Source organism: Lentzea xerophila, assembly GCF_051094245.1.
In the GTDB taxonomy this organism is placed as follows: Bacteria; Actinomycetota; Actinomycetes; order Mycobacteriales; family Pseudonocardiaceae; genus Lentzea; species Lentzea xerophila.
On sequence record NZ_CP194934.1, the window covers coordinates 244,139 to 268,967 of the forward strand.

General features: G+C 69.8%; 25 protein-coding genes. 15 read left to right on the forward strand and 10 right to left on the reverse strand.

From position 1 onward, the window contains the following. Positions 1 to 2: 2 nt before the first annotated feature. A complete protein-coding gene (gene mtrB / locus ACRSBM_RS01305) occupies positions 3 to 1,763 on the forward strand; it encodes an MtrAB system histidine kinase MtrB (RefSeq protein ID WP_434438792.1) in 1,761 nt (586 codons plus the stop codon). Beyond that, on the forward strand, positions 1,760 to 3,496 hold the full coding sequence (locus tag ACRSBM_RS01310) for an LpqB family beta-propeller domain-containing protein (RefSeq protein WP_434438794.1): 1,737 nt from the start codon (positions 1,760 to 1,762) through the stop codon (positions 3,494 to 3,496). Before mtrB ends, ACRSBM_RS01310 begins: the two co-directional genes overlap by 4 nt. 288 nt (positions 3,497 to 3,784) lie before the next feature. Here the strand turns inward: ACRSBM_RS01310 and ACRSBM_RS01315 are convergent, their stop codons facing one another. Further along, entirely contained in the window at positions 3,785 to 4,402 is a 618-nt protein-coding gene (locus ACRSBM_RS01315) for a ComF family protein (RefSeq protein WP_434438796.1), read from the reverse strand. Between the two features lie 967 nt (positions 4,403 to 5,369). On the opposite strand from ACRSBM_RS01315, the gene hpf reads away from it, so the two are divergent. Then, positions 5,370 to 6,038, forward strand: coding sequence for a ribosome hibernation-promoting factor, HPF/YfiA family (gene hpf / locus ACRSBM_RS01320; RefSeq protein WP_434438797.1), 669 nt, complete (start codon positions 5,370 to 5,372; stop codon positions 6,036 to 6,038). A gap of 359 nt (positions 6,039 to 6,397) precedes the next feature. After that, positions 6,398 to 9,340 carry a preprotein translocase subunit SecA gene (secA, locus tag ACRSBM_RS01325; protein ID WP_434438799.1) on the forward strand — a complete coding sequence of 981 codons (2,943 nt, stop codon included), beginning with the start codon at positions 6,398 to 6,400 and terminating at the stop codon, positions 9,338 to 9,340. Positions 9,341 to 9,672: 332 nt separating this feature from the next. Here secA and ACRSBM_RS01330 read toward each other — a convergent pair whose 3' ends face one another. Beyond that, on the reverse strand, positions 9,673 to 10,089 hold the full coding sequence (locus ACRSBM_RS01330; protein ID WP_434438800.1) for an Rv3235 family protein: 417 nt from the start codon (positions 10,087 to 10,089) through the stop codon (positions 9,673 to 9,675). Between the two features lie 67 nt (positions 10,090 to 10,156). Between ACRSBM_RS01330 and ACRSBM_RS01335 the strand changes: the two genes are divergently transcribed. After that, positions 10,157 to 10,567 (forward strand): HAD-IA family hydrolase, encoded by a 411-nt coding sequence (locus ACRSBM_RS01335; protein WP_434438801.1) that lies wholly within the window; start codon positions 10,157 to 10,159, stop codon positions 10,565 to 10,567. Positions 10,568 to 10,650: 83 nt separating this feature from the next. Next, complete coding sequence (locus tag ACRSBM_RS01340) at positions 10,651 to 10,950, forward strand: hypothetical protein (RefSeq protein ID WP_434438802.1); 300 nt, start codon at positions 10,651 to 10,653, stop codon at positions 10,948 to 10,950. 4 nt (positions 10,951 to 10,954) lie between these two features. Here the strand turns inward: ACRSBM_RS01340 and ACRSBM_RS01345 are convergent, their stop codons facing one another. Continuing rightward, positions 10,955 to 11,701 carry a TrmH family RNA methyltransferase gene (locus ACRSBM_RS01345; protein WP_434438804.1) on the reverse strand — a complete coding sequence of 249 codons (747 nt, stop codon included), beginning with the start codon at positions 11,699 to 11,701 and terminating at the stop codon, positions 10,955 to 10,957. A 105-nt stretch (positions 11,702 to 11,806) separates the two neighbouring features. Here ACRSBM_RS01345 and ACRSBM_RS01350 point away from each other — a divergent pair, with 105 nt between their 5' ends. Genes ACRSBM_RS01350 through ACRSBM_RS01360 form a run of 3 tightly spaced genes read left to right on the forward strand, consistent with a single transcriptional unit; the run spans position 11,807 to position 14,365 of the window. Beyond that, positions 11,807 to 12,472: a phosphotransferase gene (locus tag ACRSBM_RS01350; protein WP_434438806.1), complete on the forward strand. Its 666-nt coding sequence runs from the start codon at positions 11,807 to 11,809 to the stop codon at positions 12,470 to 12,472. 10 nt (positions 12,473 to 12,482) lie between these two features. After that, complete coding sequence (locus ACRSBM_RS01355) at positions 12,483 to 13,877, forward strand: WS/DGAT/MGAT family O-acyltransferase (RefSeq protein ID WP_434438808.1); 1,395 nt, start codon at positions 12,483 to 12,485, stop codon at positions 13,875 to 13,877. After that, positions 13,874 to 14,365, forward strand: coding sequence for a DUF6912 family protein (locus tag ACRSBM_RS01360; RefSeq protein ID WP_434438810.1), 492 nt, complete (start codon positions 13,874 to 13,876; stop codon positions 14,363 to 14,365). The genes ACRSBM_RS01355 and ACRSBM_RS01360 overlap by 4 nt, the downstream gene beginning before the upstream one ends. Here ACRSBM_RS01360 and ACRSBM_RS01365 read toward each other — a convergent pair. Then, complete coding sequence (locus ACRSBM_RS01365; RefSeq protein ID WP_434438812.1) at positions 14,362 to 15,189, reverse strand: GNAT family N-acetyltransferase; 828 nt, start codon at positions 15,187 to 15,189, stop codon at positions 14,362 to 14,364. The genes ACRSBM_RS01360 and ACRSBM_RS01365 overlap by 4 nt on opposite strands. After that, on the reverse strand, positions 15,189 to 15,575 hold the full coding sequence (locus ACRSBM_RS01370) for a VOC family protein (protein ID WP_434438813.1): 387 nt from the start codon (positions 15,573 to 15,575) through the stop codon (positions 15,189 to 15,191). Before ACRSBM_RS01370 ends, ACRSBM_RS01365 begins: the two co-directional genes overlap by 1 nt. A gap of 36 nt (positions 15,576 to 15,611) precedes the next feature. On the opposite strand from ACRSBM_RS01370, the gene pruA reads away from it, so the two are divergent. Further along, positions 15,612 to 17,240 carry an L-glutamate gamma-semialdehyde dehydrogenase gene (pruA, locus tag ACRSBM_RS01375; protein WP_434438814.1) on the forward strand — a complete coding sequence of 543 codons (1,629 nt, stop codon included), beginning with the start codon at positions 15,612 to 15,614 and terminating at the stop codon, positions 17,238 to 17,240. Here the strand turns inward: pruA and ACRSBM_RS01380 are convergent. Genes ACRSBM_RS01380 through aroA form a run of 4 tightly spaced genes read right to left on the reverse strand, consistent with a single transcriptional unit; the run spans position 17,237 to position 20,715 of the window. Then, entirely contained in the window at positions 17,237 to 17,962 is a 726-nt protein-coding gene (locus ACRSBM_RS01380) for an NAD-dependent epimerase/dehydratase family protein (protein WP_434438815.1), read from the reverse strand. The two genes, pruA and ACRSBM_RS01380, sit on opposite strands and share 4 nt — an antisense overlap. Before the next feature lie 22 nt (positions 17,963 to 17,984). Continuing rightward, positions 17,985 to 18,446 carry a hypothetical protein gene (locus ACRSBM_RS01385; protein WP_434438817.1) on the reverse strand — a complete coding sequence of 154 codons (462 nt, stop codon included), beginning with the start codon at positions 18,444 to 18,446 and terminating at the stop codon, positions 17,985 to 17,987. Positions 18,447 to 18,448: 2 nt separating this feature from the next. Continuing rightward, positions 18,449 to 19,447, reverse strand: coding sequence for a ribosome small subunit-dependent GTPase A (gene rsgA, locus ACRSBM_RS01390; RefSeq protein ID WP_434438819.1), 999 nt, complete (start codon positions 19,445 to 19,447; stop codon positions 18,449 to 18,451). A 2-nt stretch (positions 19,448 to 19,449) separates the two neighbouring features. Then, on the reverse strand, positions 19,450 to 20,715 hold the full coding sequence (gene aroA, locus ACRSBM_RS01395) for a 3-phosphoshikimate 1-carboxyvinyltransferase (RefSeq protein WP_434438821.1): 1,266 nt from the start codon (positions 20,713 to 20,715) through the stop codon (positions 19,450 to 19,452). Between the two features lie 86 nt (positions 20,716 to 20,801). On the opposite strand from aroA, the gene ACRSBM_RS01400 reads away from it, so the two are divergent. Further along, complete coding sequence (locus ACRSBM_RS01400) at positions 20,802 to 21,536, forward strand: SOS response-associated peptidase (protein ID WP_434438823.1); 735 nt, start codon at positions 20,802 to 20,804, stop codon at positions 21,534 to 21,536. Next, a complete protein-coding gene (locus tag ACRSBM_RS01405; protein ID WP_434438825.1) occupies positions 21,533 to 22,144 on the forward strand; it encodes an alpha/beta hydrolase family protein in 612 nt (203 codons plus the stop codon). The genes ACRSBM_RS01400 and ACRSBM_RS01405 overlap by 4 nt, the downstream gene beginning before the upstream one ends. Here the strand turns inward: ACRSBM_RS01405 and ACRSBM_RS01410 are convergent. Continuing rightward, the gene (locus tag ACRSBM_RS01410) at positions 22,141 to 22,998 is read right to left on the reverse strand and encodes a hypothetical protein (protein ID WP_434438827.1); all 858 of its coding nucleotides are present in this window, start codon (positions 22,996 to 22,998) and stop codon (positions 22,141 to 22,143) included. The two genes, ACRSBM_RS01405 and ACRSBM_RS01410, sit on opposite strands and share 4 nt — an antisense overlap. A gap of 64 nt (positions 22,999 to 23,062) precedes the next feature. Between ACRSBM_RS01410 and ACRSBM_RS01415 the strand changes: the two genes are divergently transcribed. The 3 genes from ACRSBM_RS01415 (at position 23,063) to ACRSBM_RS01425 (ending at position 24,757) form a co-directional block, all read left to right on the forward strand. After that, a complete protein-coding gene (locus ACRSBM_RS01415; protein ID WP_434438829.1) occupies positions 23,063 to 23,605 on the forward strand; it encodes a DinB family protein in 543 nt (180 codons plus the stop codon). Positions 23,606 to 23,720: 115 nt separating this feature from the next. Next, positions 23,721 to 24,221 (forward strand): hypothetical protein, encoded by a 501-nt coding sequence (locus ACRSBM_RS01420; protein ID WP_434438831.1) that lies wholly within the window; start codon positions 23,721 to 23,723, stop codon positions 24,219 to 24,221. Positions 24,222 to 24,595: 374 nt separating this feature from the next. Continuing rightward, positions 24,596 to 24,757, forward strand: a complete 162-nt coding sequence (locus ACRSBM_RS01425; RefSeq protein WP_434438832.1) for a hypothetical protein — start codon at positions 24,596 to 24,598, stop codon at positions 24,755 to 24,757. Positions 24,758 to 24,829 lie beyond the last annotated feature (72 nt).

Here is a 24,829-nt window from a genome sequence, read left to right on the forward strand (position 1 = left end):
GTATGAAGTTCGTTCGGCCGGTCGTCGCGAAGGCGCAGTTCCTCGTCGGGGAGGCGCGTAAGCGGTGGGCCGCGTTTGGTGACCTGTGGCGTCGTTCGCTGCAGCTGCGCGTCGTGGTGTCCACGCTCGCGTTGTCGTCGGCCGTGGTGTTCGTGCTGGGCATGGTCCTGCAGATGCAGATCACCAACCAGCTGCTGAGCACCAAGGACGAGGCCGCGGTGCGCCAGGCGGTCGCCTCGCGCAACCTGATCCAGTCCGACCTGGTCGGCCTGAACCCCGGCCCGGACAGCGTGCAGACGCGGTTCACCAGCGCGATCAACAAGCTCGCCGTCGGCGGCAACGGCACCGACGCCACGACAGCGGGTGCCGGCGCGTTCGAACCGGTGCTGGCGGACGGGCTGGGGTCCGCCGGTGCCGGGCGGGTGCCGTCCGTCGGCAAGCTCGAGGACGTTCCCCGCGGCCTGCGCGAGATGGTCGAGAACGGCACCGAGGGCACCCAGATCCACACGGTGCAGCGGGACGGCGCGGCGACCACGTTGTTCGTCGTGGGCCTGCCGATCAGCACGTCCGCGCGCTCGATGCAGCTGTACCTGATCTTCCCGCTGACCGCCGAGCAGCGCACCGCCGAGGTCGTGCAGTCGACGCTCGCCGTCGGCGGCATCGTGCTGCTGATCCTGCTCGCGCTGATCGCGAACCTCGTGACGCGCCAGGTCGTCCGGCCGGTGCGGCAGGCGGCCGAGGTCGCCGAACGGTTCGCGGACGGCACCCTGCACGAACGCATGCATGTCGTCGGCGAGGACGACGTGGCGCGCCTGGCCGAGTCGTTCAACGAGATGGCCGAGTCGATCCAGGCCCAGTTCAAGCAGCTGGAGGAGTTCGGCCAGTTGCAGCGCCGGTTCACCTCGGACGTCTCGCACGAGCTGCGCACGCCGTTGACGACGGTGCGCATGGCCGCGGACGTCCTGCACGCCTCGCGCGAACAGTTCCCCGCCGGGCTCGCCCGGTCCACCGAGCTGCTGGTCGACGAGCTCGACAGGTTCGAGTCGCTGCTGGGCGACCTGCTGGAGATCTCCCGCCTGGACGCCGGCGTCGAGGAGCTGACCGCCGAACAGGTCGACATCCGCGTGCTGGCCCGCCGCGCGCACGACTCGGTGCGCGCGATCTCCACCTCGGCGAACTCGCCGGTGGTACTCGACCTCCCCGAGTTCGAGCTCACCGCGGAGCTGGACTCCCGCCGCGTGGAACGGATCCTCCGCAACCTGCTCGCGAACGCCATCGACCACGGCGAGGGCCAGCCGGTCGAACTCACCATGCGCGGCAACGACGATGCCGTCGCGATCACCGTCCGGGACCACGGAGTCGGTCTGCGGAAGGGCGAAGCGGATTTGGTGTTCAGCCGCTTCTGGCGCGCCGACCCGTCGCGCAACCGCCGCACCGGCGGCACCGGCCTGGGCCTGTCGATCTCCCTGGAGGACGCGCGTCTGCACGGCGGCTGGCTGGAGGCGTGGGGCGAGCCGGGCCACGGCGCCGTGTTCCGGCTGACGTTGCCGCGCAGGCACGGCGAGGAACTGCGGGAGAGCCCGCTGCCGCTGGCGCCCGCGATCGAGCTCGAACCCGCCGCGGTCGTGGAGGAACCGGCCGTGGCGGAGGAACCGGGTGAGATCGAGCTGAAGCCGGAGGAGCTCACCTGGCAGCCCGCCGAGCCCGTGGACGCGGCTCCGGCGGAGAAGGAGTCGGACGAGGTTTCGGAGGAAGTGCGGTGAAGCGCCTGGCGTTGCTGGTACTCGTCCTCGTCACCCTCACCGGGTGCGCCGCGATCCCGACGAACACCCAGCCGAAGCCGATCGGGTCGAAGGACAGCAAGGCGTCCAACACCGCCGTCGCCCCGGAACCGCGCCAGAACATCGACCCGTTCCAGCTCGTGCGTGACTTCGTCGACGCGACCTCGAACCCGGACGGCGACTACGCGGCGGCCCGCGCGTACCTGACGCCGGAGGCCGGCAAGAACTGGGACACCAAGAACCCCACCATCATCGAGACGGCCTTCTCCACCGTGCCGACCTCGCAGACGCCGCAGGAGAAGACGCAAACCGTTCTGCTGCAAGGCAAGTACGTCGGCCGCCTGGGCAACGACAACGCGTTCGTCCCGCAGCTCGGCGACTTCCAGAAGCCGGTGAAGGTCGAGCGCAACAGCGAGAACCAGTGGCGGATCTCCGAACCGCCGGCGGGCGTCTACATGCCGCAGAACCTGTTCAACAACACCTACCGCCGGGTGACGCTGTACTTCTACAACCCCGAGTTCACCGTGCTGGTGCCGGACCCGCGCTACGTCGTCATCCCGCCCGTGACGAGCATTCCGACGCGCGTGACGGAACTGTTGGTGAAGGGGCCCGGCGACGCGGTGCGCGACACGCTGGTGAGCGCGTTGGGCACGGACGCCGACAAGTTCTCCGACACGAAGGAGTCCGACGACGGCGCGCTGGAGGTGAACCTCACCAACGTGGGCAAGGACCTGACGCCCGAGAAGCGCAAGCAGATCGTGGCGCAGGTGGTGAAGTCGTTCCTGGGCGTGACCTCGTCGCGGGTGCGCGTGCTCGTCGAGGGCCAGCAGATCCTGCCGGACCAGCGGGACTACCGGCCGTCCGACGTGTCGGCGACCGCGGGTGAGGACTTGCTGGCGCTGAATGCGAACCTCCAGGGCATGCTCGTGGTGGACGGGACGATCCGCTCGCTGACCGACGGCACCCCGGTCAAGGGCCCCGCGGGCAGCGGCGCGTACAACGCCGTCTCGGCGGCGCAGTCCCTCGACGGCTCCCGCCTGGCGGTGGTGTCGCGAGCGGACGGCGGAATGCGGCTGCGCGTGGGCGAGCTGGAGCAGGACCTGTCCGAAGTGGACCTGCGCGCGACGACGCTCTCCAGACCGACGTGGCAGCTCTCCAGCAGCCCGAACGAACCGGGCACCGAGGTGTGGACCGCCGTCGACGGCACCTCCGTGGCCCGCGTGACCCGCTCCGACAACGGCAGCTGGACCGCCAAGGGCGTCAACATCACCGACATCGTGCCGTTCGGCGCGATCAGCGAACTGCGCCTCTCCCGCGACGGCACGAGGGCCGCGCTGGTGATCGCCGGCAAGCTCTACGTCGCCTCGGTGGTGCGCAACAACCAGGACGTGGCACTCCGGTCACCCCGGCAGTTGCAGCCCTCGATCCTCGGGTCGGCCGTGCAGTCGATCGACTGGCTCTCCCAGGACGTGCTGGTGGTCTCCTCCTCGCTGCCTTCGTGGCCGGTCACCAAGGTCTACACCGACGGCTACAAGATGGACCGCTACAGCCAGTCGAACCTCACCGTGCCGGTGGGTTCGGTGGCGGCGGCCGCGGCGCGCCAGGTGCAGGTGATCGATCCTTCCGGGCTGTGGTCGGCTTCGGACATCACGGACGTGTGGAAGTCGAGCGGGATCCGGGTGTCGCCGGGCGCGTTGGTGTTCTACCCGGGCTGATCCGGTTGGGCCGGGCTGGTCCGGCGGTGGTCGGGCTGGTCCGGTGGGGTCGGGTTGATCCGGTGGGGTCGGGTTTGGTCCGGGCGGTGGCCGGGCGGGGTCGGGTGGGGTCGGCTTGGTCCGGTGGCGCCGGGCCGACTTGGGGTGAGGGCGGTCGCGGCCACCTGGGCGAGCTGGCGCACCACCGAACGCTGGTCGGCGCCCAGACGGTGCCACGGAGTCCAGCAGGCGCCCTTGGCGAGCGGCAGGCGTCCGGAGCACGTGTTCGGCCCCGGTGTGGCGCGAGCGCTAGTCGCCCGGCCGATGCGGCCGTGCCGAGGTCAGCACGAGCACGGCGTTCGTGCGCACCCCGGACTGCCGTAAGGCACGCACACACGCCGACGCCGTGGCCCCCGTGGTGATCACGTCGTCCAGCAACACGGTGGTGCCCGGCGGCGGCCGCCCGCACACCTGCACCCGCCCCTCCAGGTTCCGCCTCCGCGCGCCCGCGCCCAACCCCACGGAATCGGCCACCCCCGGCGCGAGCCGGAGCACCGGGGCGACGGCGGCGAGCTCGACCTCCCGGGCGATCCGCAGCATGTGGTCGCCGCCGCGGTCCCTGGCGGCGCTGCGGCGGGAGGGAGCGGGCACGAGCGTCCACGGTGGAGGCCCCACGGACACGAGGGCCGCGGCGACGAGAGCGCCGAACCACGCTGCGATCGCCCGTGCGCCGCGTTCCTTGAAGGCGAGCACGAGTTCCCTGGCGGCACCGTGATAGGCCGTCAGCGTCCACACAGGCGGCCCGACACCGGGGACCTGGAGTCTGGTGGGCGGGCCGAAGGCGTCGAGGCACGTGGCGCAGCAGGCGGGGCCGCGGCGGCCGCAGCCGGAGCAGGAGGCCGGCAGGAGCAGGTCGAGAGCTGTCATGGGACCAGGATGGCGGCGAGGTCTGACAGAAAATCGCGGCCGGCGGCCGGGGCGGGGTCTTTCGGCACCGCCCACAAGGGTGAAGTTCCGGTGACGTTGTCGATCTCCGCGCCCTTCGGGCCGGGCGGGAATCCGCAGCTCGGAGCGACTTCTGTGACGAAGTCTCAAGATCCGGTAACTCGTTTCGACCCGTTTGTCCCAAGCTTGTCGAGCGGATGTTTCAGAACTGAGGAGTCCGCGCCTGCGCCTGCCAGACCAAAGGCCGCGCGTCCCAAGCGCGGCCCCGGAGGGTCGCCCGAACCGGCGTCCGCGACACCTGGTCGTGGTTAACGATTATTCACGTATCCAGCTGACCAGCGGTTATTGATTGGAATGCCGGTACGTCCCGCGCGGGCGGTGATCAACTGGCTTGTCCGCCATTGGGCGAAATCCGCCGTTCAGCCAGGCGTGACTGGCTCGTGATCGGGCATCTGAACCGATCAGTTCGGTTGCAAGAAGTGCGTCCGGGGGCCACTTCGGGTTCGGAATCGATCTCTTCCGGGTTTCGGGAACATGACGCGCGGGTCGCCCGTTGGCTGGGTATGAGGCCGCGACTGGAGCCGTTCGACGCAGTGATCCTGCGGTCGAGTGCCGGTCCGTGCCTGCTCCGTACGGGTGAGCGGGAGGCTGGTGGGTTTGGTTCACGGCACGCTCGGGAAACGACTGACAACGCCCCGTCGTCGCGCTGTGTAGTCGCCAAAAAATCTCGTCGTTCCCCCGGCAAGGGGGCTTACGCGACGGTGAATCCCAAGCTAACGTGCAGCGCTATCAGCGTTCCCGGCCCGCAGGGAGGAGGCGAACAGCCCATGACCCTGGCGCCGTGAGAGCTGAGGGAGACGACCCTCTGCGACACATCCGCGATCCAAGATCGCCACGGCGCTTGAATGCAGTCCAGCCATAGCTCGCAGCAAAGCGAGGGAGGTCGTGTATGGACATCGTCGTAAAGGGCCGCAACGTCGAGGTGCCCGATCACTACAGGGTGCACGTCGCCGAAAAGCTGGCCCGGCTTGAGCGCTACGACCGCAAGGTCATCCGCTTCGACGTGGAACTTTTCCACGAGCCGAACCGCCGACAGTCGAAGAACTGCCAGCGGGTCGAAATCACCGGCAAGGGACGTGGACCTGTGGTCCGTTCCGAAGCCTGCGCGGGTGACTTCTACGCCGCGCTCGATTCTGCGGTCGCGAAGCTCGAGAACCGTCTGCGTCGGTCACACGACCGCAGGCGAGTCCACCACGGGGCGCGGGCCCCGATCTCGGTGGCCGAAGCGACAAGCGGACTGGGCGATGGCCCGTCCGCCGGCGAAAGCATGACGTCGCGCCGCGCGAAGACCGCGGTGCTCGACGCACCCGAGGCCGACTACGAGGGCATGGCGGAAGTGCCCGCGCAGCGTTGGGACGACGGCCTCGAAGACAAGTTGCCCGGACGCGTCGTACGCGAAAAGGAGCACGCCGCCAAACCGATGACCGTCGACCAGGCCCTCTACGAGATGGAACTGGTCGGACACGACTTCTACCTGTTCGCCGACACCGAATCCGGGCGCCCGAGTGTCGTATATCGCCGGAAGGGATTCGACTACGGCGTGATCAGGCTGGCCTGACCGCCGCCCCCGTTCCTTCGACAAGCCGCTGCCCCGCACCCCTCGCGTGCGGGGCAGCGGCGTGCGTCTACCGCCACCCGGCCGATCCCGCGCCCGGATGTTCACCGTCAAGGTGAAGTTGGCCGGACCAGGAACCTTCACGCGGTCCTCGTGCGTTCTCCACAGCAGTAGCCGAGGTGGGGGCACCGGCGACAGGCGGCCTGCGGGCATCGCAGCATCGGCACCTGACCTGCGCATACCAGGTCGGACGTCCCAATCCGCCTGTGTCCGTGCACACATCTTGGCGACTTGCCTACGATGGGCAGGGGAAAGGCGTCCGACGTGGGCGCGCCGCGATACAGGTGATGAGGTCTATCCAGATGGTGCTGTCCCGACTGCTCCGCTCCGGCGAGGGCAAGATGCTCAAGCGCCTCCGCAACATCGCACAGCACATCAACCACCTGGAAGACGAGGTGGTGGACCTCTCCGACGCCGAGTTGCGCGGCAAGACCGAGGAGTTCAAGAAGCGGCACGCCGAGGGCGAGTCGCTCGACGAACTTCTCCCCGAGGCGTTCGCCGTGGCCCGCGAGGCCGCGAAGCGCACCCTGGGCCAGCGGCCCTACGACGTGCAGATGATGGGTGGCGCCGCCCTCCACCTCGGGCAGATCTCCGAGATGCGCACCGGTGAGGGCAAGACGCTGACCTCGGTCATGCCGGTCTACCTCAACGCCATCGCGGGCAAGGGCGTCCACGTCATCACCACGAACGACTACCTGGCCAAGCGCGACGCGGACTGGATGGGCCGCGTGCACCGCTTCCTGGGCCTGTCCGTCGGCGCGATCCTCTCCGAGATGACGCCGGAGCAGCGCCGCGCGTCGTACAACTCGGACGTCACCTACGGCACGAACAACGAGTTCGGCTTCGACTACCTGCGCGACAACATGGCGTGGAGCCTGGACGAGTGCGTGCAGCGCGGCCACTACTTCGCGATCGTCGACGAGGTCGACTCGATCCTCATCGACGAGGCCCGCACGCCGCTGATCATCTCCGGCCCGGCCGAGCAGTCGGCCCGCTGGTACACGGAGTTCGCGCGGCTGGCCCCGCGGATGCGCGGCATCGACGTCACGCAGCTCTCCCAGAAGGACCGCATCGAGGTCATCGAGGAGAAGTCGAAGTCGTACCACTACCAGTACGACGAGAAGAAGCGCACGGTCGCCGTCACCGAGCTCGGTGTGGAGTTCATCGAGGACCAGCTCGGCATCGACAACCTGTACGAGGCCGCGAACACGCCGTTGGTGGGCTACCTGAACAACGCCCTCAAGGCGAAGGAGCTCTACAACCGCGACAAGGACTACATCCTCCGCAACGGTGAAGTCATGATCGTCGACGAGTTCACCGGTCGCGTGCTCGCCGGTCGCCGGTACAACGAGGGCATGCACCAGGCCATCGAGGCCAAGGAGGGCGTGGAGATCAAGGCGGAGAACCAGACTCTCGCCACGATCACGCTGCAGAACTACTTCCGGCTCTACGAGAAGCTCGGCGGCATGACCGGTACCGCCGAGACCGAGGCGGCCGAGTTCCACCAGACCTACAAGCTGGGCGTCGTCCCGATCCCGACGAACCGCCCGCCGCGGCGCACCGACCAGCCCGACCTCGTCTACAAGAGCGAGGAGGCGAAGTTCGAGGCGGTCGCCGAGGACATCGTCGAACGGCACGCGAAGGGCCAGCCGGTCCTGATCGGCACGACGAGCGTCGAGCGCTCCGAGTACCTGTCGAAGCTGCTAGTGCGCAAGGGCATCCCGCACGAGGTGCTGAACGCGAAGCACCACGACCGCGAGGCGCTGATCATCGCGAAGGCGGGCCGCAAGGGCGCCGTCACGGTCGCGACGAACATGGCCGGCCGCGGTACCGACATCGTGCTGGGCGGCAACCCGGACATCATCGCCGACCACGAGCTGCGCGACCGCGGCCTCGACCCGGTGACGACGCCGGAGGAGTACGAGGCCGAGTGGGCGAAGGTCGTCGAGGAGCTGACGACCCAGGGCAAGGCCGAGGCCGACGAGGTCCGCGAGGCAGGCGGCCTCTACGTGCTCGGCACCGAGCGCCACGAGTCGCGCCGCATCGACAACCAGCTCCGCGGCCGCACGGGCCGTCAGGGCGACCCCGGTGAGTCGCGCTTCTACCTGTCCCTCCAGGACGAGCTGATGCGCCGCTTCAACGCGTCCATGGTCGAGATGGTCATGACGCGCCTGAACGTGCCGGACGACGTGCCGATCGAGCACAAGATGGTCACCCGCGCCATCCGCAGCGCGCAGACCCAGGTCGAGCAGCAGAACTTCGAGATCCGCAAGAACGTCCTCAAGTACGACGAGGTCATGAACCGCCAGCGCACGGTGATCTACGCCGAGCGCCACCGCGTCCTCGCGGGCGAAGACCTGAAGGAACAGGTCGAGCACATGATCGTCAGCGTCGTCGAGGAGTACGTCAACGGCGCCACCGCCGACGGCTACGCCGAGGACTGGGACTTCGACAAGCTCTGGACCGCCCTCAAGACCCTCTACCCGGTCGGTGTCGAAGCGAACGAGATCCTCGAGTCCGACGAGGACGTCACCCGCGAGTACCTGCGCGAGATCCTCGTCGAGGACGCGCTGCAGGCATACCGCAACCGCGAGGCCGACATCGACGGCCGAGTAGGCGAAGGCGCGACCCGCGAACTCGAGCGCCGCGTCCTGCTGTCCGTCCTGGACCGCAAGTGGCGCGAGCACCTCTACGAGATGGACTACTTGAAGGAGGGCATCGGCCTGCGCGCCATGGCGCAGCGCGACCCCCTCATCGAGTACCAGCGCGAGGGCTTCGAGATGTTCAACGCGATGCTCGACGCGCTGCGCGAGGAAACCGTCGGCTTCCTCTTCAACCTCCAGGTGGAAGCGGCCGAGCCGGAGCCGGCCGAGCCCGAGGTCCCCGTGACCCTGAGCGCGGCCCCGCAGACCCTCCCGAAGACCCAGGGTGTCCAGGGAGGCGCCAGGGCCCGCGCCCGAGCCGCAGCAGCGGCCCAGCAGCAGGCCCAGCAGCAGGCCCAGGCCCCCGCAGGCCCGGCGATGGCCCAGCTGGCCAGCGGCAACGCCATCCCGCCCGCCCTGCGCGGCAAGGGCCTGGGCGGCCCGGGCCAGCAGAACCTGAGCTACAGCGGCCCGGCAGAGGACGGCGGCGTGGAAGAGCACGGCGAGTCCAACGGCGCCGCCGCCCAGCAGCAGGGCGGCACCCGCAAGGAGCGCCGCGAGGCGGCCCGCCAGGCAGCGAAGAACCAGCGCAAGAGCCGCTGACCCACCCGCACCACCACCGCGTGGGCCGCGTTCCTCCCGGGAACGCGGCCCACGCGGCTTTCCGGGCCAGCCGGAGGCGGGCGGCGGAGGCGGCTGCGCGACAAGGACGAAGCGAAGCCGAGGCACCCATACAGGGCGATGGCGCAGCCGAGGCGACCGAGCACTCCGGCGGTGGGCAACCGGTGATGACGTGCCCAGCCCCAATCGCAATCGTCGCGGAGCGGCGATGACTCGACCCGGCTCGGCACCAACAGCGGCGACCACTCTCGCAAGGTGACCGCCCGCAAGCCAGCCGACCCGCACCCAAGACCCCGTCGACACCCGGCACCCCTTCACTCCAGCACCGTGAACGCCGTGAACCACCACCTCCCACCCCGAAACTCAGCCCGCCCAGCCACCGCAAGCATCCGACTCTCCCGGCGAACAGTCACCGAAATCTCCGCAACGAACCGCGACGGATGACAAACCCAGGGCGCCCGCACTATCCGAGTGCTCCGAGCCCGAACCAACCCGGAAAGCGAACCAGCCAGAGCAGGCACCACCACCTCCCGCAACAGACGGGCAGACCGCCGCCCATCCAGCACCTCCAGCACCACCCCGACCAACCGGGCAGCGTCCAAGGCGGGCGACGGAGGTTCCGGCACCGGCACCCAGACAGGTCGCGGACGCGGCCGGGGAACCACAGCGGCAAAACCAGAACCTCCGACCGGAGGCTCGTAGGCGGGCAATCGGCGAACGACTGGGCGCATGCCGAACCAGGCGCGCCGACGTCGGGATCAGGACAACGAACACCCGAAAGTGGGTACCGTCCGCAAGGTGCTCAAAGCTCTGGTGCTCGACTACGGCGGCGTCCTGACCGACCCCGGCGAGGACAACCCCGCCGAACCCCCGCTCCTGACCGCACTGCGCAAGGCGAAGCAGCACGGGCTCAGGACCGCGTTGCTGTCCAACGCGGACGGCTGGTGGCACCCGCCGGCGGCCTTCGACGGGCTCTTCGACGCCACGATCATCTCCGGCGAGGTCGGGCTCGCCAAGCCGGACGTCGACATCTACCTGCTCACGGCCACCAAGCTGAACCTGGAGCCGCGGGAGTGCGTCTTCGTCGACGACCTCGCGGTCAACGTCAGGGGTGCGGCGGCGGCGGGCATGGTCGGGGTCCACCATCGGTCGACGCGGTCCACCCTCGAGGAGTTGGAGATCCTGCTAGCGATCGCGCTCCGCGATTAAAGGTCACCCCGCAGCGTAATTGTCCCTTATTCGGCCGCGCACTAGCGTCGATTAAGTCATCGGCCGATCATGTAGGGGAGAAAATGCGAAGAATTGTCGCTTGTGTTGCAGTCACCATTGCGGCCACGGCAATTGCATCACCCGCGCAGGCGCGCGAGCGCGGGTGCTACGAGGACTACCTGCGGGACGGGCGCACCGTCGAGGTCTACTGCGAGGAGGGCAGGCCGGGGCGGTTCCGGGCCGTCGCCCACTGCTCAGACGGCCTGAGCTTCTGGGACCAGTACGGCAGCACCGGCTGGGTCAGGGGTGAGCCCTCGGTCGCCGAGTGCACGTCACTGCTGGGGCGCCCGCGGGTCGACGGCTACCACGTCGAGTGGTCCTGAACGATTACTGGGCGCGCCGGACCAGTTCGAAACAGAGCACGGCCGCCGCGGAGGCGACATTGAGGGATTCCACGCCGGCCGCCATCGGAATCGAGAGCCACGAGGTGATGTGCGGACGTACGTCGTCGGTGATTCCGGACGTTTCACTGCCCAGCACGAAAGCGGCGCGTTCGCCGAAAGAGGCGGAATAAATCGTGTCGGAGGCGTGGGAGTCCAACGCGTAGAGCGGATAGCCGGACGCGCGCAACATCGCCGACGCCTCCGCCGCGGTGCCGCAGCGCAGCACGGGCGCTCGGAAAGCCACCCCGGCGGAGGCCTTCACGACCAGGGGGTCGATCGAGGCGACGCCTCGGCGCGGCACCACGATGCCGTCGATGCCCGCGGCGGTCGCGCTGCGCAGGATCATGCCGACGTTCGCGGGCGTCGTGATGCCGTCCAGCACCAGCACGGACCGCAGCGAGCCCTCTTCCAACGCCAGTGCCAGCGGCTTCATCCGGGGCGCCACCACGTCGGCGAGCACGCCCTGGTCCTGCTTGCCGTTGCCCGCCAGCACCTTCACGCGCTGCGCGGTCGCACGCTGCACGGCGACGCCACGCGAACGGGCCGCGTCGAGGATCTCGCGCGCCGCGGGGCCGCGGGCCGTGTCGGCGAGCACCACCTTGTCCACCGACAGCGCCGGGTCGTCCAGTGCCTCCAGCACTGGCTTGCGGCCGTAGACGGTGACGAAGCGGTCCTTGGGCGAGATTTCCACAGCAAGAGGGTGACAGAGCCACGCACAGCAGGCTCAAACGGGTGAAGAGGTGCACTAGAGCCGTTCGGCCCTTGTGCTTTGGATCATATCGATGATGATCGTCACATGACGGCAGGTATGCGCAGCGTCGCGCATCGTCAACATCTCGCGAGCGGCCAGGACTCGGACGTGTTCATCCGGTCCGACGGCCTGCTCGTCAAACGCACGCGCACCGGCCGTGACCTGCGGCGCGAGGCCGAGATGATGTTGTACCTGAGCGGCTACGGCATCCCCGTGCCGCGCGTGTACGAGGCCACGGAAGACGAGCTCGTCATGCAGTACGTGCCCGGACCGCGGATGTCCGAGGAGATCGGCCGCAAGCCCTGGCTCGCCGGCGGTCTCGGCGCGGAGCTCGCGGACCTGCACCACCGCCTCGACGTCACCCCGGCGCCCGACTTCCTGTCCGGCGAAGGCAACCTGCTGCACCTCGACCTGCACCCCGGCAACGTCGTGCTCGGCCCGGAAGGCCCCGTGGTGCTCGACTGGGCGTCCGCGACGAAGGGCGACCGCAGGCTCGACGTCGCGCTGAGCTGGGTGTCGCTCGCCGTCGCCCGCCTCGCCCCGGTCAAGAAGCTCACGCGGTGGCGGTTCCTCCGGTCGTTCATGGCCAACGTGGACCCGAAGGCGATCGAGGCGATCCCGGAGGCCGCGCGCATCCGGCTGGAGCGCCACGACCGCGACCCGCGGGAACGTGCCGCACTGCAGAAGCTGATGGACCGCGAACGCCACTAGGCTGGAGCGCATGCCGGACCGACTGTCAGCGCTGGACGCCTCGTTCCTGTACCTGGAGGGCTCCACGACGCCGATGCACGTCGGTGGCGTGGCGGTGTTCCGGCGGCCCAAGGCGGGCTTCGACTACGACAAGCTCGTCGACCTCATCGAGCAACGCCTCAGCCTCGTGCCGCGCTACCGGCAGAAGGTCGTGCACGTCCCGGGACGCATCGCACGTCCGGTCTGGGTCGACGACCCGGACTTCGACGTCACCTACCACGTGCGGCGCAGCGCCCTGCCCAAGCCGGGCAACTCCACGCAGCTGCACGACCTGGTCGCGCGCCTGATGTCGCGCCCGCTCGACCACTCCCGCCCGCTGTGGGAGATCTACCTCGTCGAGGGGCTCGAGAAGAACCAGACGGCGGTCATCACCAAGACCCACCAGGCCATGATCGACGGCATGGCGTCGCTGGAGATCGGCCAGGTCATGCTGGACGTGTCGCCGACCCCGCGCACGAACGTCGAGAACCTCTGGATGCCGCAGCCGGAACCCGGCTCGCTGCAGCTCGTGGCCGACGCGGTCACCGACATCGTGCACAGCCCCGGTGAGCTCGTCGAGAACGTCCGCAGCGCCGCGCTCGACACCGTCGCCACGGTCGAGAAGGTCTTCCACGCGTTCGGCATGCTCGCCTCGGCCGTCCGCACGGCCGCCACACCGGCACCCGGCAGCCCGCTGAACGTCCGCATCAGCTCGCCGCAGCGCCGGTTCGCCGTCGCCCGCGCCCAGCTCGACGACCTGCGCGCCATCCGCAAGGCACACGGCGGCACGGTCAACGACGTGGTGCTCGCCGCCCTGTCCGGAGCGCTGCGCAACTGGCTGCTCAGCCGCGGCGAGAACGTCACCGGCAGCACCACGATCCGTGCGATGGCACCGCTGAGCGTCCGTGAGGGCGACCAGGACGCGGGCAACAACGTCAGTGCCTACCTGGTCGACCTGCCCGTCGGCGAACCGAACCCGGTCGTCCGCCTGCACCACGTGAGCCACGCGATGCGCGCACACCAGGAGTCCGGCCAGTCCGTCGCCGCCGACGCGCTCGTGAAGGTTTCCGGCTTCGCCCCGCCGACGCTGCACGCACTCGGCGCCCGCGCCGCGAGCTCGTTCAGCCGGCGGCTGTTCAACGTGATCGTCACGAACGTTCCCGGCCCGCAGGTGCCGTTGTACGCGGCAGGCGCGAGAATGACCGAGATCTTCCCGGTCGTCCCGCTCGCCAAGAACCAGGCGCTGGCCATCGGGGTGACGTCGTACGACGGCGGTGTGTACTTCGGTTTGAACGGCGACCGCGACGCCATGTCCGATGTGGACGTTCTCGCGACCATGGTCGAGGAGTCGGTGGAGGAACTGATGGGAACGGCGAGCGGTTCATGAGGGTCTACATCCCGGCCACGGTGCCGATGCTGCGCACGTTCGTCGACAGCGGTGAGCTGGCCCCGGTCACCGGCACGGCCTTCGCGCTGACGCCGGCACTGCGCGAGTCCTACGCGGCGGGTGACACCGAGGAGCTGGAGTACGCGGCCATGATGGACGCCTCCCGCGCGTCACTGAGGCTGCTGGCCGCCGACGAGAAGGCCGAGCCGCGACGGGCGGTGCTCGCGGTGGACGTCGACGACGTGACGCTGCGCCCGGATCTCGACTTCTCGGTCGTGAAGGTCGGCGGCTCGGTGACGATGAAGGCAGTCGCCGCCGTGCACCTCGACACGTCCGAGGCGGAGGAGGACGTACGCGCGGCCGTGGAGGTCATCGACGCGGCGGACCTCGGCGACCCGGACGCGGAGTTCGCCCTGGGCAGCGCCGAGGACCACGAACTGGCCTGGTACGCCCCGCAGGAACTCCCGTTCGTGCTGGAACTCCTCTAGTCCCGGCGCTGGTCGTACACCTCGGGAAGCTGCTCGAAACCCGCTGCCCGGTAGGTGGCGACGGCGCCGGCGTTGGAGCTCGGGGTGCAGACGAGCGCGCTCGACGAGCCGAGCTCCCGCAACGCGGCCGCGCCGGCGACGGTGATCGCCTTGCCGAAACCTTTGCCCCGATGGTCACGGTGCACGCCCATCGGTTCGATCAGCCCCGGCCTGCCCGCGCCCGCCGACCACACGGTGATCGCCGCCACCGCGGCGCCGCCGTCGAACGCGACCAGGCACCGGGCGTCGGCGTACGGCGAGCCCTCGGCCATCGCGTGCCAGCGCTCGTCGGTGAACGTCGACTTCTCGAACGACGCCCGGACCACGGCGGCGTGCAGATGTGCCTGATCAGGTCCGATCACCTCGACCCGCACGCCGGGGTCCGGCACGGGTGGGGACAGGTCGCGGCGCAGCGGCGTCCAGGGCTCGTCCGACTGCCAGCCGCGCTCGAACATCAGCTCCTGGAACCGCGTGCCGACAGGGGATTCGACGTACACCTTGCCGGCGGGCAGCACGCCGCGGTCCGGGTCGGAGATGTCGTCGGCCAGCCGCCGGGCCAGGTCGTCGTCCTGCCGGGCGTCCGGCGCGATCGTGAACCGCAGCAGGTCGGCCCCGTCCAGCAGGCCGGCGGCGACCACGCGCCCGTCGCGGCGCCAGGTGCGGACCGCCGCCTCGGTGGCCTCGGCACCGAACCGCCGGAACCAGCCCAGATCTCCCGGATGGAGCTGGAACGGCGCGTCGTCGTGCTGCCATTCGCGCAGCGCGCGCACGGCTTCGTCCAGCATCACATGCCCTCCGCGGGTTCCCACAGCTCGATCCGGTTGCCCTCGGGATCGACGCACCACCCGAACCGCCCGAACTCCGAGTTCTCGGTCTCCGGCAACACCTCGACCCCGCGCGCCCTCAGCTTCGCCATCAACGACGGCAGGTCGTCCACGCGCAGGTTGAGCATGGTGCGCTGGTGCGGTTCGCCGATGTACTCGGTGTCCTGCGCGAACAACGCCATCGTGGTGGTGCCGGGGAACTCGTTCGTCGCCGTGTCGAGCCAGTGGAAGGTGACGGTGCCCTTCTCGCTCATCGGCACGCCCAGGTTGTCGCGGTACCAGGCGGCCAGGCGCACAGGGTCCCGGGAACGCAGGAAAACCCCGCCGATGCCAGTCACCCGCGCCACCCGACGGACCCTACTACCGCGTGCCACGATGGGGGAATGGACGCAGTCACGTCTGCACCCGAACCGGTCAACGAGCCGGTGCGCACCTATGCACCCGGCAGCGCCGAACGGGCCAGCCTGCAAGCGCGCATCGCGGAACTCGAAGGCGCCACCCACGAGCTGACGATGACCATCGGCGGTCGGCAGCGCATGGGCGGTGGCGAACGCATCGACGTCGTCCAGCCGCACGACCACCGGCACGTGCTCGGCGTGACGGCGCAGGCGACGAACTCCGACGTCGCGGAGGCCATGCGCGCGGCACAGCACGCCGCGCCCGGCTGGCAGGAGCTGCCGTTCGACGAGCGGGCGGCGGTGCTGCTGCGGGCGGCCGACCTGCTCAGCGGTCCGTGGCGGGACACCCTCAACGCCGCCACGATCGTCGGGCAGTCGAAGTCCGTGCAGCAGGCCGAGATCGACGCCGCGTGCGAGCTGATCGACTTCCTGCGGTTCAACGTCCACTTCGGCCGCCGGATCCTCGCGGAGCAACCGGTCTCGTCGCCGGGCGTGTGGAACCGGATGGACCACCGGCCGCTCGACGGGTTCGTCGTGGCGATCACGCCGTTCAACTTCACCGCCATCGCGGGGAACCTGCCGCTCGCGCCCGCGCTGATGGGCAACACCGTGCTGTGGAAGCCGTCCCCGACGCAACAGCTCGCCGCGCACTTCACCATGCGGCTGCTGGAGGAGGCGGGCCTGCCCGCCGGCGTGATCAACCTCGTCACCGGCGACGGTCAGGCGGTGGGCGAGGTGGCGATGCGGGACAGGTTCTTCGCCGGCCTGCACTTCACCGGCTCCACCCGCACGTTCAAGGCGCTGTGGCGGACGATGGCGGGCAACCTCGACAACTATCGCGCGTACCCGCGCGTCGTCGGGGAGACCGGTGGCAAGGACTTCGTGCTGGCCCACGCCTCCGCCGACCCCGAGGCACTCGTCACCGGGCTGGTGCGCGGTGCTTTCGAGTACCAGGGCCAGAAGTGCTCGGCGGCGTCCCGCGCGTACGTCGCGCGGTCGTTGTGGGACGGAGGCGTCCGGGAGCGGCTGCTCGACGTGACGAAGTCCTTGTCCTACGGCGATGTCAGAGATCTGTCGGTGTTCGGCGGCGCCGTGATCGACCACCGCGCGTTCGCCAAGCACAAGGAAGCGCTGCTGATGGCGTCCGCGTCCACGTCGGTGGAGGTGCTGGCCGGCGGCACGTGCGACGACTCGGTGGGCTACTTCGTCGACCCGACGGTGCTGCTCGGTGCCGACCCGCACCACGGCATCTTCACGACCGAGTACTTTGGGCCGATCCTCGCCGTGCACGTCTACGAGGACGCGGACTTCCCGAAGATCATGGAGACCATCGACACCTCCACGCCGTACGCGCTGACCGGCGCCGTCTTCGCGCGTGACCGGGTGGCCGTCGAGCAGGCGCATCGGACTCTGCGGTTCGCCGCCGGCAACTTCTACGTCAACGACAAGCCGACCGGCGCCGTCGTGAGCCAGCAGCCGTTCGGCGGTTCGCGCGGCTCCGGCACCAACGACAAGGCGGGCTCGATCTACAACCTGCAGCGGTGGACGAGCCCGCGCGCCATCAAGGAAACCCTGGTGCCGCCGAAGGATCACCGATACCCGCACATGGGTTAGCGAGGCTTCCAGCCGGTGGCCTCGGTGAGCTTCGTGCTCACGACCCGTTGCGACCGCCCGAACACCTCGAACGCCTTCGCGAAGCCGCCGACGAACCTGGGCAGCCGCGTGATTCCCACGTCTCGCTTCAGGACCGGCGTGCCGACGTTGTAGATGCCGGGAGGGGCGTCGAGGGTCGCGATCGCCGCGGCGGCCGCGTCACCGGGGTGCACGACCGACATCCAGCCGTCGCCCACGAGCACCGGCGGCGACTGCGCCGCGCCGCCGATCAGCAACCCGATGCGCAGGAACACGCCGCCGGGATGGCGGAGGACGTTGTGCTGAGCGGTGACGGAACTCGCGATGTGCCCGACCGGCTTGATCGGCGCGTTCTCGTCGAGCTCCTCGTCGCCGCCGTCCGCGTAGACGAACGAGATGCCTTCCTGCACGATCCGCCCGACACCCGCCAGCCGGGCCGCTTCGGCCACCGCCGCGCTGCCCTCCGTGCGCAGGCGGTCGTTCTCCGCCCAGGCGCTGGCCAGGACGGCCTTCGCGCTGAGCGGGATGCGGGTGGCGAGGTTGAGGACGGCGTCGTACCCCGTCAGCGCGGCCGCGAGCTGCCCGGCGTCGAACACCGACGTCGTGTGCCGGTCCAGCACCCCGACCTCGTGCCCCGCCGACCGCAGCCGCGGCACCGCTTCCCGTCCGAGCACACCCGTCGCACCGATCACGAAGACCTTCATGACCAGTGGACGAGATAGCGTTTCAGGACGTGACGGGCAGCCTTTCCAGCGCCTTGCCGGCGAGCCCCTGCGTGACCTGCCCGACCGCGTTGGCGTCGTGGCTGCGCTGCACGACCTTCAACCCGATGAGCTGCCCGTCCCGCACCTCGACGACGGCGTCGCAGGTCACCTCGCCCGAGGCGTCCTCACAGCGGCGCGTCATCGGATGGTCGTTCACCACGGCGCCGTAGCCGCCGTCGGACAGCAGCTCCTGCGACGCGTCCGCGAACTTGCCGGTCCGCAGCGTCAGCTGGACGGTCAGCGAGTCGAACCGGTAGTCGCAGGTCCGCTCGGCCCTGGCGGGAGTTCCGTCCAGCGCGCCCGCGTCACCGGAGGCGAGCAGCGAGCACGGGTCGACCTCCGTGAACGCCGGCGGCCGGGGCTCCTCGGGCGCCGAGCACGCGGCGAGGGCGACCAGCAGCGGCAACAGCCAACGCTTGCTCATGATCAGTCAGCGTAATCGTCGATACCGGCACGGGAGGCGAGCAACCGCCGCAGCGACGTGAGGCGGCCCGGCGCGTCCGGCACCAGTTCGTCCAGCATGCAGCCGGGGTCCTCGGGCGCGCCCAGGTGACCGCAGCCGGGCGGGCACTCCTCGGCGGCCTCCGCGAAGTCCGGGAACGCCTTCACGATGTCGTCCGGCGTGATGTGCGCGAGGCCGAACGAGCGGATGCCCGGCGTGTCGACGACCCAGCCGCCGTCGGGCAGGCGCAGCGCCACGGCCTGCGTGGAGGTGTGCCGGCCCTTGCCGACGCCGGACACCACGCCCACCGCGCGGTTCGCGTCCGGGACGAGCTTGTTGACCAGAGTGGACTTGCCGACGCCGGAGTGGCCGATCATGCACGACACCGTGTCCGCTAGTCGTGCGCGTAGTGCGGCGGGCTCCTCGTCGGAGCGCGTCACGACAACCGGCACGTTGAGTTCGGTGTACAGCGCGAGCAGCGAGTCCGGTGACGCGAGGTCGGACTTCGTCAGGCACAGCACCGGTTCCAGGCCGCCGGCGTACGCGGCGACCAGGCAGCGGTCGATGAAACCCGTGCGCGGCGGTGGGTCCGCCAGCGCGACCACCATGATGAGCTGGGAGGCGTTCGCGACGACGACGCGTTCGAACGGGTCGGTGTCGTCCGCGGTCCGGCGCAGCACCGAGGTGCGCTCCTCGACCCGCACGATGCGGGCCAGTGTGTCCGGCTGACCCGACGTGTCACCGACGATGCCGACCTGGTCGCCCACCACCACGGGCGTGCGGCCCAGTTCGCGCGCACGCATCGCCGTGACGACGGCGCCGGACTCCATCGCGCACGTCCAGCGGCCGCGGTCCACGCCGATCACCATCGCCATCTCGGCGTCGGCGTGTTCGGGCCGCCTCTTGCTGCGCGGCCGCGTTCCTCTGCCGGGGCGCACGCGCACGTCGGACTCGTCGAGCTTGCGCCAGTCCTGCTTGCTCACTGCTACGCGCCCCCGGTGAGCATGGTGTCCCACATGCCTGGGAAGTCGGGAATCGTCTTGGTCGTCGAGCCGATGTCGTCCACCGACACACCCGGCACCACCAGGCCGATGATCGCGCCCGCGGTCGCCATCCGGTGGTCGGCGTAGGCCTTCCACAGGCCGCCGTGCAACGGGACCGGCTCGATGACCAAGCCGTCCTCGGTCTCGGAGGCCTTGCCGCCCAACCCGTTGATCTCGTTCACCAGCGCCGCGATGCGGTCCGTCTCGTGGCCGCGGATGTGCGCGACACCGCGGATCACCGTGCGTCCCTCGGCCAGCGCGGCCAGCGCCGCGACCGTCGGCGTGAGCTCGCTCTCGTCGCGCAGGTCGATGTCCAGGCCGGACAGCTTCGCCGGACCGCGCACGGTCAGGCCCTTCTCCGACACTTCGACCGCGCAGCCCATGCGCTCCAGGATGCCGCGCACCGCGTCACCGGGCTGCGTCGTCGTGGCGGGCCAGTGCGGGATCGTGACCTCACCACCGGTCACCGCGGCCGCCGCCAGGAACACCGTCGCGTTCGACAGGTCCGGCTCGACGTGCCACGTCCGCGCGGCGATCGGGCCCGGTTCGACGTGCCACACGTTCCCGCCGGTCTCCACCCGGACGCCCACCGAGCGCAGCGTCTGCACGGTCATGTCGATGTGCGGCAACGAGGGCACCGGCCTGCCCGCGTGGCGCACGGTCACGCCCTTGTCGTACCGCGCGGCGGACAGCAGCAGCCCGGAGACGAACTGCGACGAGCCCGACGCGTCGATCGTCACCTCGCCACCGGGCAGCGAACCCTTGCCGCGCAACGTGAACGGCAGCGCGTCGCCCTCGACGTCCGCGCCCAGCGACCGCAACGCACCCAGCACGGTGCTCATCGGGCGGACGCGGGCGTGCGGGTCGCCGTCGAACCGGATCTCGCCCTCGGCCAGCGCGGCGGCGGGCGGCAGGAAGCGCATGACCGTGCCCGCCAGGCCGCAGTCGACGTCGGCCGGCCCGCGCAACGGACCGGGCGTGACGTCCCAGCCGCCGTCCGCACGGTCGGTGAACCCGGCACCGAGGGAGGACAGGGCGGCAGCCATCAGCACCGTGTCGCGGCTGCGCAACGGCGCGTGGACCGTGGACGGCCCGTCGGCCAGTGCCGCGAGCACCAGGACGCGGTTCGTGATCGACTTCGAGCCGGGCACCGGCACCGTCGAGTGGACTGGGCCGGACGCGCTGGGGGCTGACCAGTGCTGAGTCATGCCGCGAATGATCCCGCATCGGGATCGGGCAAGCTCGCACAGGTGTTCCCGACATGCGACGATTGCGACTTCGGAGGTGATCGGATTTGTGTGGTAGGTACGCCTCCACCAAGGACCCGGCGCTGCTGGCGGCCGAGTTCGACGCGGTGGACGGGACCGGCGGCGAGGCACCGGGGGCCGACTACAACATCGCTCCCACCAAGCACGTCATGGCGGTGGTCGAGCGCAAGCCCGCGGAGGACGTCGACGAGGTCGAACGCAGCATCCGCGTGATGCGCTGGGGCCTGGTCCCGCACTGGGCCAAGGACCTCTCCGGCGCGGCCAAGATGATCAACGCCCGCGCGGAGAGCGTGCTGACCAAGCCCGCCTACAAGCAGTCGGCGACCAAACGGCGCTGCATCATCCCCGCCGCCGGTTGGTACGAATGGCAGCCGGGCGAGGGGCGCAAGCAGCCGTACTTCATCACGCTCGGGGACGACGCGTCGCTGGCGATGGCCGGCATCTGGTCGGTGTGGTGGAAGGACGACGTTCCGACCGTCACGTGCGCGGTGCTCACCACGGACGCCATCGGCGCGATGACCGAGGTGCACCACCGCATGCCGTTGCTGCTGCCCCAGGACCGCTGGTCGGCGTGGCTCGACCCGGCCTCCCTGGACCCGAGCGAGCTGCTGGCCCCGGACCCGTCGATCGTCGAGGCGCTGGAGCTGCGCCCCGTGTCGACCGAGGTGAACAGCGTGAAGAACAACAGGCCGTCGCTGATGGACCGCGTCTCGCTCACCGAAGACGAGAAGCCCTCACCCACCTTGTTCGAGCTGTCGTGAACACGCTGTTGGTGGACACCCCGCACGGCCCCGCGAGGGCCTCACTGCACTGTGCCCACGAACCGCGTGCAGCACTTCTGCTCGGCCACGGCGCCGGTGGCGGCATCGAGGCACCGGACCTGGTCGCCGCGTGCCGCGCCGCCAACTCGGTCGGCGTGCACGTGGCGTTGGTCGAACAGCCCTACCGCGTCGCGGGCCGTCGTGCCCCGGCGCCCGCCACCCAGCTCGACACGGCCTGGATGGCCGTGGTCGACGACCTCGGCGAACGCTGGTTCGACGGCCTGCCCCTGGTGTTCGGGGGCCGGTCGTCGGGCGCGCGCGTGGCGTGCCGGACCTCGGTCGAGGGCCAGGCCGTGGCGGTGCTGTGCCTCGCGTTCCCGGTGCACCCGCCCGGCAAGCCGGAGAAGTCCCGGATGGCCGAGCTGGACGGCGTCGAGGTCGCGACCCTCGTCGTGCAGGGCGAGAACGACCCGTTCGGCCAGCCGCCGCGCGCGCACCACCGCGAGGTCGTGCTGCTCAAGGGCGACCACTCGCTGAAGGCCTCGGTCGCGGACGTCGGGCGTTCGGTCGGCGAATGGCTGGACCGGGTGCTCAGGCCGTTGGACTAGCGCGCCATCCGGGTCCACGTGTGCCTGCGCCCGCGGACAGCGACCGAGTAGGCGTACAGCAGCTCGGGATCGCCCATGCCCGGCAGGAAGCAGTCGCCGATGTGGTGCGCGTCGACGCCGATCTCCTTGGCGGTGAGCGCGAGCTGCGGCACCACGTTGGTGTGCGCGCCCTCCTGGGATGTCCCGATCGCGCCCATGACGACGGCACCTTTCTCGTGCACCGCCTGGACGGCTTCGGCGGCCGCCTCCCTCGTGACGCCCGGCAGCGTGCCGGGAATCGGGAGGATCACGCCGTCCGCGCCCGCGTCGACGAGGCGCGTGAGCTTGGCGGCGGTGATCGGTTCGGGATGACCCGCGTGGTGCATCTTGCCGACCCACAGCGCGGCCTCCGTGCGGATCTCCTCGGTGGCGCGGGCCATGCCGTCGAGGGAGCCGTCCGTGCTGGGGTTGGCGGTCAGCACGATGAGCGCCGCACCCGCGTCCGCGAGCCTCCGAGCGTTCTCGGCCGTGGCTTTGCGCAGGTCGGGGACCGTGCCGGGCTCGACGTTGACGCCGATCGGCCTGCCGATCCGCTGCGCCAGCTCGCGCAGGCTGGAGAGCTCGCCGAGGCCGGGGAAGCGGAACGTGACGCCGTCCCAGACCCGGTCGATCATGTTCAGCACGATGACGTCGGCACCGAACGCGGCCATCAGCTCGGCATTGTGCACACCGGTCTGCCCGTCGAACGACAGCGCGGCGCGGTCGGCGAACACCTCGGCGACCATGGTCCTGCCCTCGGACGCCGCCACGGCGCCGGTGAGCTCGCGGCCGCGCAGCGCGGCGAGCCCGGTGTGGTCGAGATCGAGGATGCGCACGTCTGCCTCCACTGTGGTCTAGACCATGTGGTGGCACCCTACGTCTTCCGCTGGGATCTCGGCCATGACGGATTTCGACGAGCAGGGCCGACCGGAACCGCCGCTCGACGGCGACGAGCTCGCCACGCTGAACGGCTTCCTGGAGTTCCAGCGCGCCACTCTCGCGTGGAAGACCGCCGGCCTCACCGCCGCGCAGCTGAACCAGACCGCCGCGAGGTCGTCGATGACGCTCGGCGGCATGCTCAAGCACCTCGCGTACGTGGAGCAGCAGTGGTTCCACGTCGTCCTGCACGACCGCGAGCCGCTGGAGCCGTGGGCGAGCGTCGACTGGAAGGCCGACAACGACTGGGACTGGCACTCGGCGGCCCAGGACACGCCGGAACAGCTCATCGCGCTCTGGCAGGGCGAGGTCGACCGGGCTCGCGAGGCCGTCGACGAGGCCCTGCAAGACGGTGACCTCGGTCAACCGTCCAAGCGCGCACCGTGGCGGGACGGCCGCAGGGTGAGCCTGCGCTGGATCCTGACCCACATGGTCGAGGAGTACTCCCGGCACAACGGCCACGCCGACCTGATCCGCGAGGCGATCGACGGCCAGACGGGGGAGTGAGCCACCGGCGATCGCCAATCGAGATGCAGAAGTCGATCTCCTGACAACCCGTCGCGGATCGGTCGCGTTTACCTGTTTGCAAGGAAATGCTGACAGACCGTAATCGGGAGAACACTTGAACAGCATCCGCAAGTTCATGGCCATCGGCTCGGTGGTCGCCGCCGCCGCTCTGGCCCTCGTCGGAGCGCCTGCGGCGCAGGCCGAGGCCGCGCCGTGGTGCACCGGTAGCGATCTGTTGATCAGCACTTACGACGTGCACCCGAAGGGGGGCGGGATCAAGCGGCACGCGATCGCGTTCGTCGCTCGCGAGGGCACCTCTTGCAGGATCGGCGGCACTCCGACCAACGTGCGGTTCTACGACAACAGGGGCGTGGACCTGAACATCCCGCTGACCACCGGCCACGGCGATCACGTCGAGGTGACGGTCAACGGCGGGTGGTTCGGCCCTGTCGCCTACGTGAGCTCCTGGGAGAAGGGCTCTGGGGTGAGGCCGTCGTTCGTCGAGTTCGACCTGCCTGGCGAGAACGGCAGCCGCGGTGACCGGATCGTCACCGGGTGGCCGTCGTCGCTCGGGGTGGGCGTGCAGATCAACAACATCGGCTGGCCGGCGAGTTGATCGCTGATCCGCGTGACCCTGGTGAGTTCTCGCCAGGGTCACGCGGATCTCGTCTACCTGGTCGATGGTCGGACGGGACCAGAAGTCTGCCCGAATGGACGGGGTATCGGCCGAAAATGCGGAAGTTGTTTTCTTGAGGCAACCTGATGCGATCGAGTACGTCATCTATTGTACATGTGCACCGCCAATCGAAGAGCTTTTCGGAGAGAACACGTGAATCCTTCCGCGCTACCGCTGTCGCAATGGCCGGCGCCGCCCTCGTGGCCGGTGTTGGAGCCTCTGCGCTCAGGCCTCCGGCGTACAGCGGGAGTCCGGTTGGTGCACCGGCTCTGACCTGGTGATCAGCGCTTACGAAGCCGCTCGAAGACGCCTGGGTGCAAGGTGCACGCGATCGCGAGTACGTCGAAGTGCCGGTCGACGCTGATCGCGGGCCCGTCGTCTACGCGAAGTCGAAGTTCGACGCTCCTCAGGTGAAGCCCGCGTCCGTCTGGTTCAACCTGCCCGGAAAGGGCGGTCTGATGGCGCCGGTGAACTGACCGTCGGCTGGCTGAGCCAATCAGGACGGCAAATACGAAGTTCATCTCCGCGGCAACCGAACGTGAACCGGT